The sequence below is a fragment of the Acidimicrobiales bacterium genome (assembly GCA_034521975.1).
Taxonomy (GTDB): Bacteria; Actinomycetota; Acidimicrobiia; order Acidimicrobiales; family SKKL01; genus SKKL01.
This window is the reverse complement of sequence record JAXHLR010000004.1, coordinates 261,396-278,934: the sequence shown is the minus strand read 5'-3', so window position 1 is coordinate 278,934 and position 17,539 is coordinate 261,396. Positions and strand designations below refer to the sequence as shown.

Here is a 17,539-nt window from a genome sequence, read left to right as displayed (position 1 = left end):
AATCCTCCCGGGGAGCAGTCACCGCGACCGCGAGATCAGGTCCCGAGCTGGGTGGACAGGTAGAGCTGGTCGCCCATCGTGTCGATGAGGCCCAGCTGGGTCTCGAGCCAGTCGGCGTGCTCCTCCTCGGACACCAGCAGCCGTTCGAGCAGCTCCCGGGTTCCGTTGTCGCCGGCGTCGCGTGCCTGGGCGACCCCGCGGTTGAAGCGCTCGAGTGCGCTTCGTTCGACATCGAGGTCGAGCCGGAACTGCTCGGCGACGGTCTGGCCGACCATGACCGCGCCGAGGCGCTGGAGGTTGGGGACACCTTCGAGGTAGAGGATTCGCTCGATCAGCTGATCGGCGTGCTTCATCTCGTCCATCGACTCGGCGCGGGTCGCGCTCGCGAGCCGGTGATAGCCCCAGTTCTCCTGCATCTTGGCGTGGATGAAGTACTGGTTGATGGCAGTGAGCTCGGCCGTGAGGATCTCGTTCAGCAGCTCGATGATGTCTGGGTCGCCCTGCATGGTCCGATCATAGGTGGTGTGGGCGACAGGTGCTGTCGGCGCTCGACGTTGGGTCTTGTATCCGTCACCAGTTAGGAGTACCTTCTATTAGGAACACCTAATCGGCATGGAGAGGGAACCATGGCACGAGGCCGGGACACCGGGTATCTGGGGCTTCGCAGGGTCGACTGGGTGCGCGTCACCGTCGGCGACGGTGCCCCGATGGCCGAGGTCGTCGGCGTCGGCCATCGCCGCCCGGTGAGTCGGCGGGTGCCGCTGGGGGTCGCCGCCCGCCTCGGTTCCGAGGGCATCCCGCTCGTCGTGCACGATCACTCCACCCCGTCGATCAGCGAGGAGATCTGAGGTGTACGTCTGTTCCTGCCGCGTGGTGACCAGCAACGACGTCGGCGCCGCGATCGCCTCCGGCGCAGCCTCGATCGACGAGATCGCACGCGACTGCGGTGCCGGCTCGCGCTGCGGTGGATGCTGGCCCACGCTCACCGCGTTGCTCGACACATGGCCCGAGCGGGAGCAGGTCTCGTCCGATCTGGCCGGGGCCGCCTGAGCGGCGTCTCCCCGGGGTCACCAACCCCGCAGTCACCAACCCCGCAGGTCGACCGCCCAGGTCTCGAGGACCTCGCCGTCGCGCTCGACGTGCATCTGCTCGTGATAGGCGACGGTCGGATCGATGTGGGCGGGAACGAGCCGCACGCGGTCTCCGACCCGGGGCGGCGGACCGTCGCCCGGGGTGAACACGACGTGCTCGTCCGACACCAGCAACACCTCGCCCCGGCCCCCGGCCAGGGTGGGGTTCCCGTGATCCATGCCGAGCGACTTGAGACCGGCATCGCACACCGCCCACTTGGGCGACACCGAGATCACGGTGGCCAACACGTTGAGGGCGGGAGCGAACTCAGGGGTCATGGGGGCAAAGGTGGTGTCCATGAGCGCGTAGGACCCGGCCTGGAGCTCGGTGACCCAGGTGTTGAGGTCCCAGCTCACGGTGGCGCCGCCCGAGATGACGTTGCCACCGACCGCGGCGTGGGCGTCGACCAGCTTGGCCATGGCTGACTCGACTGCCGCTGCCCGCTCGGCGCGGTCGCCGATGACGGTCACGTGGCCCTCGTAGCCCATCACGCCGCGCACCTCGAGGCCGCGCGAACGCGCCAGCTCGGCCAGGGGGCCGGCGTCGGCGGGGCGGCAGCCGCAGCGCGGAAGACCCACCGCCACGTCGATCAGGACCTCGCGCACCCCGCCGTCGGCCGCGGCGGCGACGGTCTCGGCGGAGTCGACCGCGACGGTGATGCGGGCCCCCGTCAGGTCGGCGACCGCGCCGAGGCGGCGGGCGTCGACCACCTCGTTGGCGAGCAACAGGTCGGTCCCGAGGCCGGCCTCGGCCATGCCCTCGACCTCGCGGATGGTGGCGCAGGTGAACCCCTGGTTCCCGAGCTCGGCCTGTCGCCTCGCGAGCGACGTGCACTTGTGGGCCTTGACGTGGGGGCGCAGTCGCGAGCCGGGCAGGCGCTCGGACATGGTGGCGAGGTTGCGGTCGAGCCGGTCGGCGTCGACCACCAGGGCCGGGGTGGTGAGATCGTCGACCCGCATCGACTCAGGCCCTCACCGGGCCGAGCACCCGGTCGAGGTACTCGTTCGCGAACCGGCCGTCGGGGTCGAGCCGGGCCCGCACCGCCTGGACGCGCGACCACTCGGGGTACCGCGGCGCCAGGGTCTCGGCGGTCTGGAAGTGGAGCTTGCCCCAGTGGGGGCGACCGTCGTAGTCATCCATGATCGACTCGACCCCGCTGAAGTACTGGTGGAAGTCCGTCCCCTGGTAGACGTGCACGGCGATGTAGCAGGTCTCGCGTCCGAATGCGGGGCTCAGGGGGATGTCGTCACCGGCGACGAAGCGGACCTCGACGGGGAAGCTGAGACGCAGCCCGCTGCGACCCACGAGGTCACGCACCCGGTTCAGGGCCTCGGGTCCCGCTTCGCGTGGCACGGCGTACTCCATCTCGTAGAACCGGACCAGACGGGGACTGGTGAACACCCGGTCGCTGCGATCCACGTAGTCGGTCGGACCGGTGCTGGGCAGGGTCCGCATGAGGCGGGGGATGGCCTGGGGCGACAGGCGGCCGAGCCGGCACAGCGCACCGAACGCCAGGTTCGACACGACGACGTCCTCGTAGAGCTCGCGCCACACCGGGCGGCGGGACCGGGGCAGGTCGGTGCGGTTGTTGCGCTTGGTGAGTGCCCAACGGGTGTGGGGCACCCAGTAGAGCTCGAAGTGGTCGTTGCCCTCGACGTGGGTGTCGATGTCGGCGAGGAGGGGATCGATGCGTTCGGGTGCCTCGACGGCGTGGAGGTCGAAGGCGGGCACGCACTGGAGGGTGACCGTGGAGACGACCCCGAGCGCTCCGAGGCCGACGCGGGCGGCGGCGAACACCTCGGGTTCCTCGTCGGCCGAGCACGACACCACCGAGCCGTCGCCGGAGATCAGGCGCATGCCCCGGATCTGGGTGGCGAGGTTTCCGTGGGAGATGCCGGTGCCGTGGGTGGCGGTGGCCAGAGCGCCGGAGATGGTCTGGTAGGCGACGTCGCCGAGGTTGGGCATCGCCAGGCCGTGCTGGGCGAGCTCGGCGTTGAGGCGGCGAAGTGTGATGCCGGCCTGGACGGTGACGAGACCGCTGTTGGGATCGACCGACAGCAGGCGGTGATAGCGGTCGAGCACGATCTGGCGACCGTCGGTGAGCGCGGTGCCGGTGAAGGAGTGGCCGGATCCCACGACCTTGACCCGCTGACCGTCGGCGGCCGCCCGCCGGATGCTGGCGACCAGGTCCTCCTCGGTGGCGGGGTGGTCGACCGCGGCGGGGGCACAGACCTGGTTGCCGGCCCAGTTCGTCCACCGGTGACCATCGGATGCTGAAGGTGCCACGTGGGCGATCCTAATGGGGGTCGTCGTCGGCGGGTACCCGCGGCCGTAGCCTGGCGGTGGATCCAGCCGCCCACGACCCGCCGGAGATGGCGCATGGCCGAGCAGAGCAAGTGGACCTCGATCACCGAGGCCAACCCCGATCACTCCACCTGGTACGTGGAGCGCTTCCGCAAGATGGCTGCTGCCGGCGACGACCTGGGCGGCGAGGCTCGCTTCGTGGATGCGATGGTGCCCCGTGGGGCACGGATCCTCGACGCCGGGTGTGGCCCCGGCCGCGTCGGTGGGATGCTGGCCCGGCTCGGCCACGAGGTGGTGGGTGTCGACGTCGACCCGGTCCTGATCGATGCGGCCGAGGAGGATCATCCCGGTCCGCTCTGGCTCGTCGACGACCTCGCCGAGCTCGACCTTGGCTCGCGGGGCGTCACCGACGGGTTCGACGCCATCGTGTGCGCGGGCAACGTGATGACGTTCCTCGCCCCGAGCACACGCCGGGAGGTGCTCACCAGGCTCGGTCGACACCTCCGCGACGGCGGCCGGGTCGCCGTGGGGTTCGGCGCGGGGCGCGACTACACCTTCGACGAGTTCCTGGCCGACGTGGAGGGTGCCGACCTGGTTCCCGAGGTGCTGCTCGGCACCTGGGACCTGCGCCCGTTCACCGACGACTCGGGCTTCCTCGTCGCGGTCCTCGGTCGCCGTGATCCCGATCCTTCGCCGACCACGACCTGTCGAGGGTGACCGCCGCCACCTTTCGGGACGGTTGGCTGCACACCGGCGACCTGGCCTCGATCGACGACGAGGGGTTCGTCGTGCTGGCGGGCCGCGAGGTGAGGCCGACGCGCTCCGGTTCGCCTCAGCTGCCGGGCTCGAGGCGGTCGTGGAGGTAGTCGTCGTAGGCCGACAGGTCGAGCAGCCCGTGACCCGAGTAGCAGAAGAGAATGACCCGTTCCTCGCCGGTCTCCTTGGCGGCCAGCGCTTCGTCGATGACGGCGCGAATGGCGTGGCTGGTCTCGGGGGCGGCGATCGGCCCCTCGGTGCGGGCGAACTGGACGGCGGCGTCGAAGACCTTGCCCTGTGGGTAGGCCACCGCCTCCATCCGCTTGTCGCGCACCAGATGGGAGATGATCGGTGAGTCACCGTGGTAGCGCAGCCCGCCGGCGTGGATGCTCGGCGGCACGAACTCGTGGCCCAAGGTGAACATCGGCAGCAGCGGGGTCATGCCGGCCACGTCGCCGAAGTCGTAGTCGAAGTTGCCCTCGGTCAGGGTCGGACACGACGACGGCTCGACCGCCACCAGGCGCACCTCGTCGTCGGGCACGAACGGCAACGCGATGCCGCCGAGGTTGGAGCCGCCGCCGCAGGAGGCGATCACCACGTTGGGCAGGTCCTCGCCGGCGGCTCCCAGCTGGTCCTTGGCCTCGAGTCCGATGACGGTCTGGTGCAACAGCACGTGGTTGAGCACCGAACCGAGGGCGTAGTGGGTGTCGTCGCGAGCGACCGCGTCGCGCACCGCATCGGTGATGGCGGCGCCGAGCGATCCGGGGTGGTCGGGATCGTCGATCGGAGACGGCACGACCGATCCGCCCCAGGTCTCCATCATCACCCGGCGGTACGGCTTCTGGTTGTACGACGCCCGCACCATGTACACCTTGCACTCGAGCCCCAACAGCGCGCTGGCGAACGACAAGGCGCTTCCCCACTGGCCGGCACCGGTCTCGGTGGCGAGCCGGGTCGTGCCCTCGGCCTTGTTGTAGAAGGCCTGGGCCACCGCGGTGTTGGGCTTGTGCGAACCGGCCGGCGACACCGACTCGTCCTTGTAGTAGATGCGTGCCGGGGTGCCGAGGGCCGCTTCGAGACGGGTGGCCCGCACCAGCGGAGTGGGTCGCCACAGCCGCAGGATGTCGAGCACCTCGCCGGGGATGTCGATCCACGGCTCGGGGCTCATCTCCTGGCCGATGAGCGCCATCGGGAACAGGGGGGCGAGGTCGTCGGGGCCGACCGGCTCGCGGGTGGCGGGGTGCAGCGGCGGGTCGAGCGGGACGTCGAGCCGGGGCAGGACGTTGAACCAGGCTTCGGGCAGTTGATCGGAGGTCAGGTTCCAGCGCATGGTCGGATTCTGGCACCGCTGGCGGGACGATGCTCAGCCCGTCCGGGCACCAACCGCGCGCGTCGGTCGAGCCCGGGTGGGGATCGGGTCAGGCGCTGGTCGTGAGCACGGCTTCGAGATACGGGCTGGGGATGCGCAGGCCGCCGCGCTCGTCGGAGGTGTCGCTGGCCTCGCAGAGCGCGATCAGGTCCGAGGTGAGGGCGGCCGCTCCGTCGGTGTCGAGGGACTCGAAGGCCTTGACCATCGGGCCGTACAAGGTGCGGAACACGTCGACGAAGTGTTCGGGAGAGCGGTACCGGAAGACGAAGGTGCGCTCGACGGTCTCCAGGTCTTGCAGCGAGTTGGCGAAGAGCTCCTGAAGGTGAGCTTCGGTTCCCCACTCGATCGGGGACCGGACGCCCGCGGGTGGGGCGACGTAGCCGCCGATGGTGCGCAGCATCGCCGCCACGAAGCTGTCGGGGGTCCAGTTGGCCAGCCCGATCCGTCCCCCGGGTCGACAGAGGCGGGTCAGCTCGGCCGCGGCCCGCTCGTGGTCGGGGGTGAAGGCGACGCCGAAGGTGGACAGCACCGAGTCGAAGCTCCCGTCGTCCAGGGGGAGCGACTCGATGTCCTCGACACGGGTCTCGACATCGAGCTGGTCGGCGGCCGCGCGCTGGCGGAGGTGGTCGAGCAGTTCGGGGACGTAGTCGACCGCGGTCACCTGGCAGCCGCGCCGGGCAGCGGCGAGCGCCGCGTTCCCGTTGCCGGCGGCCGCGTCGAGGACCCGGGAGCCGGCGACGACCTCGACCGACTCGGCGAGGCGCTCGCCGACGATCTGGAGGGTGACACCGATCCGGGCGTAGTCGCCGGCGGACCAACTGGACTGCTGACGCTGTTTGACCGTGGCGAAGTCGGTGCTGGTGTCGGTGCTGGTGGTGTCGGTGCTCATACCCGGATCGTCGCGCCGCGATCGAGTCGCGTCATCGGGCATCCGTACCATCCACCCGGCGGGCGCGCGTGGGGCGATCGCCCCACGCCCGACCGACCCTGTTGGTATCCTCGGGTCGGAACCCGAGACGAGAGACCAGCACCGACTCCGGGGGAGGAGGCCGGTCCGTTGGGCGTCGATGCCCTCACCACACCGCGAGATGCGTTGGCTCGCCACGACTGGCGGGCCGCCCACGAGGCCGCGGTCGCCGCTTCCCCGCTCGCAGGTGCCGCCGAGGCCGAGCGCCTGGAGCTGCTGGCCGAGGCGTCGTGGTGGTTGGGCCGACTCGCCGAGTGCACCGAGGCACGCGAGCAGGCCCACCGGATCTTCGACGATCTGGGCGACGTCCGGCGTGCCGGTCAGTGCGCGGTGTGGCTCTACGAGCACTACGGGATGCAGTGCCGGCCCACGATCGCCGGTGCATGGCTGCGCCGGGCCCGCCGCTCGCTTGTCGAGCTTCCCGACAGCCCCGAGTATCACGCGCTGCTGCTGCGCGAGGTCGAGGTGACCCACGGCGAGGGCCGGCTGGAGGAGGCGACCGAGGTGGCGCGACACGTCGTCGACGTCAGCCGGCAGCAGCAGTGGAGGAACCTCGAGGCCGAGGCGCTGCAGGCGCTCGGGCGCCTCCTCATCGACCGGGGCGAGGTCATCGACGGCCTGGCCCAGCTCGACGAGGCCATGCTCTCTGCCGTCGAGGGTCGTCTCGGCCCCTACGCCACGGGGAAGGTGTACTGCAGCCTCGTCACCGCCTGCGAGGAGCTCGGTGACATGCGGCGGGCGGCGGAGTGGACCGAGGCCACCGCGAGGTGGGCTCAACAACATCCCTTCACCATCTTCCCCGGGATCTGCCGGGTGCACCGGGCCGCGGCCCTCGGATGGCGGGGCGAGCTGGCCGTCGCCGAGCAGGAGGCCGACAAGGCCTGCACCGAGCTGATCGACATCCACGTCCCCAACGCGGCCGCCGCCTACGCCACCGTCGGCGACATCCGCCGCCGGCTCGGTGATCTCGATGGTGCCGAACGGGCTTTCGCCTCCGCCGAGGAGCTGTGCGGCCGCCCCTGTGGCGGCCTCGCGCTGCTGCAGCTCACCGACGGTCGGTCCGACGTCGCGGCCCGGACGATCCAGCGGGCGCTCGAGGAACAGCCCTGGAACCGGCTCGCCCGAGCCGAGCTGCTCCCGGCCCAGGTCGAGATCGCGGTGGAGGTCGGCGACCTGGCCACGGCCGCCGCCGCGCTCCGCGACCTCGAGTCGGTGGGGGAGGACTTCGATGTGGCGTGGCTTGGAGCCGCCGCGGAGTCGGCCCGGGCGCGGATCCAGCTCGCCGAGGGTGATCTCGACGCGGCGTGCGTGACCGCCCGGCGGGCCGTCGAGCGGTGGCAGGGCTTGGAGGTCCCCTACGAGGAGGCGACCGCCCGTGTCCTGCTGGCGCGGGCGCTGCGTGCGTCCGGCGACGAGGGCGCGGCGGCGGTCGCCCTCGACGCCGCCGCGGCGATGTTCGCCGACATCGGTGCCCGGTTCGACCTGTCGCAGTCCGACGACCGGCCCGCGTCGGCGGAGGTGCCGGCAGGCCTCACGGGTCGTGAGATCGAGGTGCTGCGCCTGGTGGCCGCGGGCTGCACCAACAAGGGGATCGCCGCCGAGCTACAGGTCAGCTCCAAGACCGTGTCGCGGCACCTGTCGAACATCTTCGCCAAGATCGACGTGTCGTCGCGCTCGGCGGCCACCGCGTTCGCCTTCGAGCACCACCTGGTCGACGCCCGGCGCTGAGTCCCGGGCCTTCCGGTCAGATCACGGGTCGTCGGCCGCGCACCGCGACCACCACCAGGGTCAAGACCGTGAGGGGAGCGACGAAGGCCACGAGCGCGATCCGGAACGGCTCGAAGGAGGTGGCGTCGACCGCGTCGAGCACCAGGTAGGTCACGTAGGCGAGGTAGTAGGCGACGAAGACCGCGCCCTCCCAGCGGGTGAGGAGGTGCCCGCTGACGAACACCGGCAGGCAGGCGACCGCGACCACGGTCATCACCGGCAGGTCGAACGAGCGGGCCGAGTCGAGGACCGCGAGGCCCTGCGGTGCCAGCGCGGCGCTGACGCCGAGCACGCCCAGCAGGTTGAACAGGTTCGAGCCCACGACGTTGCCGACCGCGATGTCGCGCTCGCCCCGGAGCGCGGCGATGACCGACGTGGCCAGCTCCGGCATGGAGGTGCCGGCGGCGACGACGGTGAGGCCGATGATGAGATCGCTGGCCCCGAGGTCGGTGGCGATGGTGCTCGCGGCGCTCACCAGCCAGCGCCCACCGGTGATGAGGGCGGTCAGGCCGACGAGCACCAACGCCACATCGGCCACCACCGGAGCTCGCCGCAAGGTGTCGGGATCGAACGCGTCGTCGTACTCGGCGACGATCGCCGGGTCTTCCCGCCGGGCGCTGCGCACCGTCCAGACGGTGTAGGCGAGCAGGAGTCCCGCGAGGATCAGCCCCTCGGGTCGGGAGATGACCCCGCCGGTGGACAGCCCCATCACCAGCAGGGCTGCGCCGATCATCAGGGGCACGTCGATGCGCACGATCCGCTGGGCCACGACGAGGCCGCCGCCGATCACCGCCGAGATCCCCAGGATCAGCAGCACGTTGACGATGTTGCTGCCGACCACGTTGCCGATGGCGATGTCGCCGTTGCCGTCGAGGGCGGCGCTGGCGCTCACCGCCAGCTCGGGGGTCGAGGTGCCGAAGGCCACCACGGTGAGGCCGATCACCACCGACGACAGGCCGGTGCGGGTCGCGATCCTGGTCGCCCCCCGCACCAGCAGCTCGGCGCCGAGGATCAGGACCGCGACCCCCGCGGCGAAGGTGAGCATCGAGCCCGGGTTCACGGCCTTCAGTAGATCATGTCCCGTTTGGCCGGGTGTCGGAGGGTTCCGGCGGGGTGGGTCCCACTCGTTACCCTGGCCCGATGGCGCGAACCTTCGAGATCATCTGTGAACTGGAACCAGCGACCAAGCCCGACCTCACCCACGTGCGGAGAGAGGCCGGGGTGATGAACAGCGTGTCGTCGCGGTTCCTGATCCCGGACAACCACATCGGTCGGGCCACCGTGTCGAGCATCGCCGTGGCCCACGAGGTGGAGCGCATGGGGAGCCGAGCTGTCGCCGCCATCAACGCCCGCGACCGGAACCTGCTGGGGTTCCGGCGTGATCTGCTCACCGCCTCGGCCTACGGCGTCGACGAGTTCCTCTTCGTGTTCGGCGACCGACCCACCACGGGACAGCGCACCGCACAGCTCACCGTCCGGTCGATGCTCGACGAGTTGCGGACCTTCGCCGACACCCCAGCGATGGAGGGTCGCAACATGCGCGCCGGTGTCGCCACCGGGCTCGGACCAGTTCCTGCCTGGAAGAAGGAGGCGGACGCGCTCTTCGTGCAGGTGTCCTACTCGATCGACGACCTGGCGGCATGGCGGGACACCGTCGACTACGACGGCCCGATCTATGCCGGGGTCATGGTTCCCGCCAGCGCGGCCCAGGCGCGAAAGCTCGGCGAGCGGGTCCCCCAACTGGCAGCCCCCGAGTCCTGGCTCGCCGCCCTCGACCGCGATCCCACCGCCGGGGTGGACCTGGCCTGCGAGCATCTCGCGGCCATCCGCGACCACGGCGGCTTCACCGGTGCCCACCTCATCCCCATCGCCGCCTACCAGCGGGTCGCCGCCCGCCTCGAGACCCTCCTCGAGCACTGACGGTCCGATCCGCCCGGTCCGGCCGGTCGGTCGGTCGGTCGGTCGGGCCGAGCCGAGCCGAGTACTTCCCCAGCGTCATCTTGGCTGTCACACCCCCTCCGTAGGGTTCGTCCATGGGCATCACCCGCCCGGACCACCCGGTCATGGAGGATTGTGATCATGAAGCTGTTGCACTGCGCCGACCTGCACATCGACAGCCCCATGGTCGGTCTCACCCGCTACGAGGGTGCACCCGTCGAGCGGATGCGCTCGGCGACCCGGCGCGCGGCCGAGAACCTGGTGCAGCTGGCCCTCGACCGTCAGGTCGATGTCGTCCTCGTCGGGGGCGACATCTTCGATGGCCGCTGGAAGGACGCCAACACCGGCCTGTGGTGGAACCGCCAGCTCGGTCGTCTGGTCGACTCGGGCATCGAGGTGTTCATCGTCCACGGGAACCACGACGCCGATTCGGTCATCACCCATCGGATCCAACCCCCTCCCGGGGTGCACGTCTTCGGCGTCGACGGACCCACCACCGTGGTGTCCGACGATCTGCCCCTCGCCGTCCACGGCCAGAGCTATGCCACCGCGGCCACCACCACCGACCTCGCTGCCGGCTACCCGGCTCCGGTCCCTGGGGTGGTCAACGTCGGGTTGTTGCACACCTCTCTCGATGGTCGCGAGGGCCATGCCCGCTACGCGCCCTGCACCCCCGGTGAGCTCGCCGCCAAGGGCTACGCCTTGTGGGCGCTGGGTCACGTGCACGCCCGCGAGCATCTCGAGGTCGACGGCACTCACCTCCTCGTTCCCGGCAACACCCAGGGTCGCCACGCCCGCGAGCCCGGCGAGAAGACGGTGAGCATCATCGACACCGACGGCGAGGCCGTGCGGTCGGTCGAGCACGTGCCCGTCGACGTGGTCCGGTGGGCCCGGGTGACGGTCGACCGCGGCGGCCTCGACGACCTCGATGCCATGGCCGCGGCGGTGGTCGATCGGGTCGTCGACGAGTGGGAGCAGGCGGGACGACCGCTGGCGGTGCGGGTCGAGCTCGCCGGCGACGGGCCGCCCCCTCGCATCGAGCACCTCCGCACCCAGGTCGTGGCCGACCTCGCCCACCGCTCCGACGGCGACATCTGGCTCGAGAAGCTCGCCGTGCGAACGAATCTGCTGGGCGAACCACCGCCGATCTCCAGCGAGGCGATCGCCGCCGTCGTCGGCTCGGTCGACGCCGCGGCCACCGACGACGACGCGGTGGCGCACCTCGCCGAGCTGCTGTCGCCGCTGCAACAGCGGGTCAGCGGGGCCCTCGCGCTGATGCCCGACGACGAGGTGCCGTCGTCGCTCACCAGCCCCGCCGTGGTCCGCCGCTACCTTCCCGCCGCGCGCGAGCGGCTCGTCGCCCACCTCCAGGGGCGTGGCTGATGCGCCTCGAGACGTTGACCCTCGAGCACTTCGGGCACCTCCGCGACCACCGGGTCGAGCTGGGCACGCCACCGGGGGCGCTCAGGTTCGTGGTCGGGCCCAACGAGGCCGGCAAGTCCACGATCCGGGCGGGGGTGCGGGCCGCCCTGTTCGGGGTCGCCGGGGCCTCGGTCCAGGGCACGCCCAAGGCAGCGGTGCGGCTCCGGCTCGACTACACCTCGGGTGTCGGTGATCCCGGCCGGCTCGTCCGCCACGGGGGGCGCGAGCCACGCGACGCACACGGTCGGGCGATCGATGCCGACGAGCTGGCCAAGCTGTTCGAGGTCACCCCGGAGCTGTTCGACACCCTGTTCAGTCTCGGACACCACGAACTGCGTGCCTACGGGTCGCAGCTGCTCCAGGCCGACGGTTCGCTCGGCGCGATCCTCTTCGGCGCCGCGCTGGGGGGTCGAGCCGTCCACGACACCCTCGACGTGCTCCAGCGTGGGTACGAGGCCCTGTTCGCCCCCAAGGCGAAGCGGCGCAGGATCAACGAGCTGTTGGCCGATCTGCGCGAGGTCGAGACCGAGCTCCAAGCGGTGGCGGTCTCGGCCGACACCTGGGCCGAGCTCACCGACCAGCGGCGACACGCCCTCGACCGCCTCGAGGAGCTTCGTCGGGCCAAGGTCGGGGTCGCCACCGAGCGCCACGACATCCAGCGGCTGCGATCCATCGCACCGATGCTGGTCAAGCGATCCGGACTCGAACACCAACTCGTCGACCTCCTGGCTGCCGGTCCGGTCGCGACCTCGGCCCAGGCCCAGGCCATCGATGCCGCGCTCGACGGCCGGAGCGGCGCGGTCAACCGCATCGACGAGCTGCGCGCCGAGGTCGCCCGTGTCCGCCGCCAGCACGACGAGGTGCCCGCCGACGACTCGGCGCTCGGGGTCGAGGCCGAGATCGAGCACCTGGCCGAACGCCTCACCCAGCTCCGCACCGACCTGGCCGACATCGACCGACTCGACCGTGCCCTCGCCGATGCCCCCAGCGCGGGCGACCTCCGCGTGCTCCGCGAAGCGATGACCGACACCGAGGGCGCCGCCGCGGCCCTCGATGGCCTCGCCGAGACCGACCGGCGCCTCGCCAGCCTCGACGCCGACATCACCACCCGCCTCACCCGCCTCGGGCTCGCCGCGGGCGATCGCGACGAGGTGCTCGCCCTCGACGTCCCCAGCGAGGCCGCCATCGACGAGGCCAGGTCCGGCGCCGAACAGCGTCGGGCACAGCGCCAGCACCTCCTCGCCCAGCTCGACAAGACCCGCCGGCACCTCGACACCACCACCGCGGAGATCGCCGAGCTGCGCGCCGGCGGCGACGTTCCCAGCATCGACCACCTGCACGCCGTCCGCGCCGAGCGCGACCAGGCGTGGGCGTTGGCCAGGGCCCGCCTCGTCGGCGAGGTCCATCCCGGCGACGACCCCGCCCGCAACGCCGAGGAGGTGGCCGACCTGGTCGCCGACCGGATCGCAGCGAGCGACACCGTGGTCGACGACCTCATGGCCGACACCGACCGGGCCACCCAGCTGGGCGCGCTGCAGGCCACCGAGGCCGGTGCTCGCTCGGAGGTCGCGCGCCTCGAAGGCGACATCGACGCCCTCGACGCCGAGGTCCGCGAAGCTGCTCACGCGTGGACCGGCCTGTGGCGGTCGGTCGGCACCACCCCGGAGGATCCGGGCGAGGGTGTGGCGTGGCGCAGCGAGTGGGGGAAGGTCTGCGAGCTCATCGCGTCCTGGAACCAGGTCGGAGCCGAAGCCGGCACCCGCCGCGACGCGGTCGGCGTCGCCACCGAGCGGATCCGCGCCGCGCTGGCGGGCATCGGCGAGACGGCAGGTCCCGACGCTGCCCTGCCCTCGCTGCGGGCCCGGGCCCAGGAGCTACTGACCGCGGCCGATGAGCGGCGAGCCGACGAGGCCCGCCTGGGCGAGGCCAGGCACCGGGTCGCCGAGGTTCGCGAACGGCTCGAACCGTTGCTGTCACTGCTCGGGTCCGCCGCCCACCGCCGCGCCGACGACGCCATCGCGGCGCTGCGCGACCTGCGTGACCGCCAACGTCGCGATCGCCAGCTGCGCGACGACCTCTCGTCGCAACTCGACCAGCTCGAGGAACAGCTTCAGGTGGCCGGTGCCGAGCGCGACCGCCACCAGCACGAGCTCGACGAGCTGGCGCGACAGCTCGGCGTCGACGCGGACGCGCTCCCCGACGTCAGTGAACGCTCGGCGCAGGTCGTCGAGCTGCGCCGGCAGCTCGACGACAACGAGGCGCTGGTCGTCGAGTCGGGCGGTGGCCTCGATCTCGATGCACTGCTCGACCGGAGCCGAGCCGCAGGCGACGACGCCGCGCTCGCGGGGCGGTTGACCGACCTCGACGAGCAGCTGCAGCGGCACGACACCGAGGTCGAACGGTTCAGCCGCCAGCTCGGCCAGCTCGAGGTCGACCTCGACCGGATCGACGGCGGCGATGCCGCGACCGACATCGAAACCCGCCGACAGGAGATCCTCGCCGAGCTGGGCGAGGCCGTCGAGGAGTACGCCGTTCTGCGGGTGGCCCACGGCCTGCTCGAACAGGTGGTGGCCGACGCGGGGTCTGGTCGGCACGACCAGCTGCTGGCTCGTGCCAGCCACTACTTCGCCGTGCTCACCAACGGCAGCTACACCGGGCTCGAGGTCGAGGCTCACGGCGACCAGAACCACGCCGTCGCGCTCCGGGCCGACGGCTCGCGCCTCTATCCCGCTGCCCTGTCCGATGGCACCCTCGACCAGCTCTGGCTGGCCCTTCGGCTGGCGGGCATCGAGCACCACCTCCACTCCCTCGGGCCCGTCCCGGTCGTCGTCGACGACGTGCTCGTGCACTTCGACGACCACCGCAGCTCCGCCGCGCTCGAGGCGCTGGGCGAGCTCGCCCAGCACACCCAGGTCGTTGTGCTCACCCACCATCCCCACACCGTCGAGCTTGCCCGGGCCCGTCTGGGTGACCAGCAGGTGCTGGTCACCCAGCTGGCCTCACGACCGGCCGAGGCGCCGGCCACGGTCACCTACATCGGCCAGGCCGATGCTGCCGCCTCCCCGCCGCCATCGGTGCCTGCTCCGCCCCCAGGCACGCCGGCGGCGCGCCGAGCGGGGAGCGACGACGCCTCGGCGGAACGGCTCCCCGGTCTCGCCGACGACGACCGCGACCGACTCGTCCGGGCGCTCTCCACGACCGAGTGGCGGGCCAAGTCCGAGGTCCTCGACCGCAGTGGCGTCAACGAGCGCCGTTGGGGAGCCCTCATCAGGTCCCTCGTCGCCGATGGCGTGGTGGAACAGGACGGCATCAAGCGGGGCGCGAGGTATCGGTTGGTGCCGACGGGCGATCAGTCGAGCGAGAACGGCGGGTAGTCGTCGTCGAGCAGGTAGCAGTAGGCGGTCACCCGTGTACCCACACGCATCACGCCCACGAGGAAGTCGCGCAGCCCCTCGGGCCAGCGCCCGGTGAAGAGCACGACGAAGAACCCGACGAAGGCCACCACGTAGCCCACGAGGATGACCAGCGCGAGGAAGATGGCGATGGGGATCACCCAGATGAACCGCAGACCCACGGTGAGGCGGTTGCGGTCGGTCAGCTGCGGCCGGATCGTGACCGACAGCGGGTCGCCCCCTGGTTCGTCCTCGGTCATCGAGAAGTCGAAGGCGGGGTATGGCTCGCGCAGCCACAGCAGGTAGCTGTAGGCGCGCGCCTGGTACCGGATCACCAGGCACTGGAGCTTGGCCAGCCCGTCGGGGAGCTCTCCGGTGAACACGATGATGAACCAGCTGACCAGCGCCACCGCGCTGCCGAGCGAACTGAGCGCGCCGGCGATGATCATGTGGGGGAGCACCAGCAGCCAGTGCACCACCGGGCGCCAGTTGGCCATCTCCAGGGGAGCGTCCAGCTTCAGATCGGTGCGCGGTTCCATCGACCACCTCCAGGTGTGCCGGCGAACGCTAGCCGCTCACCTGTCTGTCGGGTCGGGATCCTCGTCGATGCCGGTCGACGCGGTCGCCGCCGGAAGCGGGGTCGCCCACACCCAGCGGTCGCGGCCCTCGCGCTTGGCTTGGTAGAGGGCGTCGTCGGCCCTGCGGATGGTGGTGTGGGCGTCGCCGGTGTGATGGGCGATGCCGGCCGAGAAGGTGACGGTCAGTGGTCGTGATGCGGTCCACTCGGCCCGGAGCCGGTGCAGGAACGCGTCGGCTCCCACTGGCGGTGCAACCACCACCATGAACTCCTCGCCCCCGAAGCGGCCGACCAGGTCGCGGGCCCGTACCGTCGACATCAGCACCGCGCCGAACGCCCGGAGCACGTCGTCGCCCACTTCGTGCCCCAGCGTGTCGTTGACCTCCTTGAACTCGTCGAGGTCGATCATGATCACGGTGTCGTCGCCTTCGAGGCGGCCGAGGGCCCGGGTGAGGATGCGCCGGTTCGGAAGCCCGGTCAACAGGTCGGTGGTGGCTGCCTCGGTGAGGCGTTGGGTGCGTGACGCCAGCTCGATCGCCCGGTGGGCGTCGAGGAGGAACCTCGCCAGGTACCGGTCGAGTGCGGTGCGGGCGGTGCTACCCGCGGGAGCGGCGGGCAGCAGTGGTTCGCCGTCGCCAAAGGAGATGTCGGCTGGAATCGAGTGGGGATGCTCCGCACTGGCGGGCACGACCTCGCCGCCGAGGCCGTTCACCAGATCCGCGGCCACATGGCGGGCATCGGACGCCGCGTCGACCCACAGCAGGGCGCGGGTCGCGTCGAAGACCGCGGCGGGCACCTGGTCCTCGCTCGGTTCGGGGTCTTCCACGTCGTCGGTCACGGCGCCTCATCACTGTCTGGCGGCTCGGCCTTTGCGGGGCCGACGGTGGCACCTACACGGTATCTGCCTGGTGTCTCATCGGCAGTTGTGGCCTGCAGATGTGGCTATTGCCGGATCTGTTGCTCAGGGGCGCGAGAGCACTGCCTGCAGCTGGCGGACGACGATGTCGTCGCTGGTGGTGACCGAGATGGGATCGACGGTGTAGGGCCCACCGCCGCCGTACCAGTAGCGGACCCCGAGGTGGAGCTCCGCGGTGACCGCGTAGCTGCCGTCGGGTGCACCGGGGCTGGTGGAGCGGTGGGTGTACACGTGCTGGATGTTGGATTCCTGCGGATAGGCGGCGCCGAGGTCGCCGGACTCGGTGGGGGAGCCGTCTCCGAAGGTCCAGTCCACCCGCTCGAGGGTGAGCTCGAGGTCGACGGCGTCGCCCCACGGGGCGGTGACCGTGGTGGTGATGGGGGAGCCGTCCCAGCCGTCGAGCCAGAACCAGGTGGGGAGCCCGACGAGGATGTTCGCCGGTGGGTTGACCTCGAGCGCCAGTCCGGGGGCGAGGACCTCCTCGGCGTAACGCTGGGCCTCGGCGCGTGCGGACACGTCGGCGTCGGGCACCCAGAAGTCGCCGTCGACGCCGTTGGGGTTGCAGGTGACGCGCACGGGGATGCCGCCCTCGATGACGTCGGTGGCGATGTGGATCTCCTCGAGGACCGGGATCCTCGTCACCGTCATCTCGCAGTCGCGGTCCGACGACCCGCTGCCGCCACCGCTGCCCGAGACCCACCGCCCATCGACCAGCACCACCCCCACCGACGATCCCCCAGAGGTGACCGTTGGCATGGACCTCGGAGTCGTTCCCTTCAAGCGTCAGTGACGCGGAGCCGCGGAGACGCAGCAGCGACGACAGAACTGCAAGGGCTGAGTCCGGCAACTGATGCCGCACGACGTAGGTAGATCCGCCATTGGCCATCCTCCTTCCGCATCTCGATACTCATAGAGGACTTGCTGACCACTGGGCTCATCGGTGGGCTCGCCCGATGAGGCGTCGATGGTCACCAGGTGGTTCCGGTACCCGTCCATCACT

At 71.1% G+C, this 17,539-nt stretch carries 16 protein-coding genes; 7 read left to right on the top strand and 9 right to left on the bottom strand.

Translation table 11 applies throughout. The features are described 5' to 3' along the window. Positions 1-35: 35 nt before the first annotated feature. Entirely contained in the window at positions 36-506 is a 471-nt protein-coding gene (bfr, locus tag U5K29_05670; protein MDZ7678018.1) for a bacterioferritin, read from the bottom strand. 120 nt (positions 507-626) lie between these two features. Between bfr and U5K29_05665 the strand changes: the two genes are divergently transcribed. Then, entirely contained in the window at positions 627-848 is a 222-nt protein-coding gene (locus tag U5K29_05665) for a hypothetical protein (GenBank protein MDZ7678017.1), read from the top strand. A 1-nt stretch (position 849) separates the two neighbouring features. Further along, entirely contained in the window at positions 850-1,050 is a 201-nt protein-coding gene (locus tag U5K29_05660) for a (2Fe-2S)-binding protein (GenBank protein MDZ7678016.1), read from the top strand. A gap of 32 nt (positions 1,051-1,082) precedes the next feature. Here U5K29_05660 and U5K29_05655 read toward each other — a convergent pair whose 3' ends face one another. Together U5K29_05655 and U5K29_05650 are read right to left on the bottom strand one after the other, a co-directional pair. Then, positions 1,083-2,090 carry an alanine racemase gene (locus U5K29_05655; GenBank protein ID MDZ7678015.1) on the bottom strand — a complete coding sequence of 336 codons (1,008 nt, stop codon included), beginning with the start codon at positions 2,088-2,090 and terminating at the stop codon, positions 1,083-1,085. A gap of 4 nt (positions 2,091-2,094) precedes the next feature. Continuing rightward, positions 2,095-3,417 (bottom strand): D-arabinono-1,4-lactone oxidase, encoded by a 1,323-nt coding sequence (locus tag U5K29_05650; GenBank protein ID MDZ7678014.1) that lies wholly within the window; start codon positions 3,415-3,417, stop codon positions 2,095-2,097. 93 nt (positions 3,418-3,510) lie between these two features. Between U5K29_05650 and U5K29_05645 the strand changes: the two genes are divergently transcribed. Further along, on the top strand, positions 3,511-4,152 hold the full coding sequence (locus tag U5K29_05645) for a class I SAM-dependent methyltransferase (protein MDZ7678013.1): 642 nt from the start codon (positions 3,511-3,513) through the stop codon (positions 4,150-4,152). A 115-nt stretch (positions 4,153-4,267) separates the two neighbouring features. Here U5K29_05645 and U5K29_05640 read toward each other — a convergent pair whose 3' ends face one another. Together U5K29_05640 and U5K29_05635 are read right to left on the bottom strand one after the other, a co-directional pair. After that, positions 4,268-5,521: a TrpB-like pyridoxal phosphate-dependent enzyme gene (locus U5K29_05640; GenBank protein MDZ7678012.1), complete on the bottom strand. Its 1,254-nt coding sequence runs from the start codon at positions 5,519-5,521 to the stop codon at positions 4,268-4,270. Between the two features lie 88 nt (positions 5,522-5,609). Further along, the gene (locus tag U5K29_05635) at positions 5,610-6,449 is read right to left on the bottom strand and encodes a class I SAM-dependent methyltransferase (GenBank protein ID MDZ7678011.1); all 840 of its coding nucleotides are present in this window, start codon (positions 6,447-6,449) and stop codon (positions 5,610-5,612) included. A gap of 168 nt (positions 6,450-6,617) precedes the next feature. Between U5K29_05635 and U5K29_05630 the strand changes: the two genes are divergently transcribed. After that, positions 6,618-8,255: a LuxR C-terminal-related transcriptional regulator gene (locus U5K29_05630; GenBank protein MDZ7678010.1), complete on the top strand. Its 1,638-nt coding sequence runs from the start codon at positions 6,618-6,620 to the stop codon at positions 8,253-8,255. Positions 8,256-8,271: 16 nt separating this feature from the next. Here U5K29_05630 and U5K29_05625 read toward each other — a convergent pair whose 3' ends face one another. Then, the gene (locus U5K29_05625; protein MDZ7678009.1) at positions 8,272-9,354 is read right to left on the bottom strand and encodes a calcium/sodium antiporter; all 1,083 of its coding nucleotides are present in this window, start codon (positions 9,352-9,354) and stop codon (positions 8,272-8,274) included. Between the two features lie 80 nt (positions 9,355-9,434). On the opposite strand from U5K29_05625, the gene U5K29_05620 reads away from it, so the two are divergent. The 3 genes from U5K29_05620 (at position 9,435) to U5K29_05610 (ending at position 15,028) form a co-directional block, all read left to right on the top strand. Further along, positions 9,435-10,214 carry a hypothetical protein gene (locus U5K29_05620; protein ID MDZ7678008.1) on the top strand — a complete coding sequence of 260 codons (780 nt, stop codon included), beginning with the start codon at positions 9,435-9,437 and terminating at the stop codon, positions 10,212-10,214. A 159-nt stretch (positions 10,215-10,373) separates the two neighbouring features. Next, on the top strand, positions 10,374-11,615 hold the full coding sequence (locus U5K29_05615; GenBank protein MDZ7678007.1) for a DNA repair exonuclease: 1,242 nt from the start codon (positions 10,374-10,376) through the stop codon (positions 11,613-11,615). Continuing rightward, a complete protein-coding gene (locus U5K29_05610; protein ID MDZ7678006.1) occupies positions 11,615-15,028 on the top strand; it encodes an AAA family ATPase in 3,414 nt (1,137 codons plus the stop codon). The genes U5K29_05615 and U5K29_05610 overlap by 1 nt, the downstream gene beginning before the upstream one ends. Here the strand turns inward: U5K29_05610 and U5K29_05605 are convergent. The 3 genes from U5K29_05605 to U5K29_05595 form a co-directional block, all read right to left on the bottom strand. After that, positions 15,004-15,585, bottom strand: a complete 582-nt coding sequence (locus tag U5K29_05605; GenBank protein MDZ7678005.1) for a DUF4389 domain-containing protein — start codon at positions 15,583-15,585, stop codon at positions 15,004-15,006. The genes U5K29_05610 and U5K29_05605 overlap by 25 nt on opposite strands. A 36-nt stretch (positions 15,586-15,621) precedes the next feature. Further along, on the bottom strand, positions 15,622-16,461 hold the full coding sequence (locus U5K29_05600) for a GGDEF domain-containing protein (protein MDZ7678004.1): 840 nt from the start codon (positions 16,459-16,461) through the stop codon (positions 15,622-15,624). A gap of 123 nt (positions 16,462-16,584) precedes the next feature. Continuing rightward, on the bottom strand, positions 16,585-17,295 hold the full coding sequence (locus U5K29_05595; protein MDZ7678003.1) for a hypothetical protein: 711 nt from the start codon (positions 17,293-17,295) through the stop codon (positions 16,585-16,587). Positions 17,296-17,539: the final 244 nt, after the last annotated feature.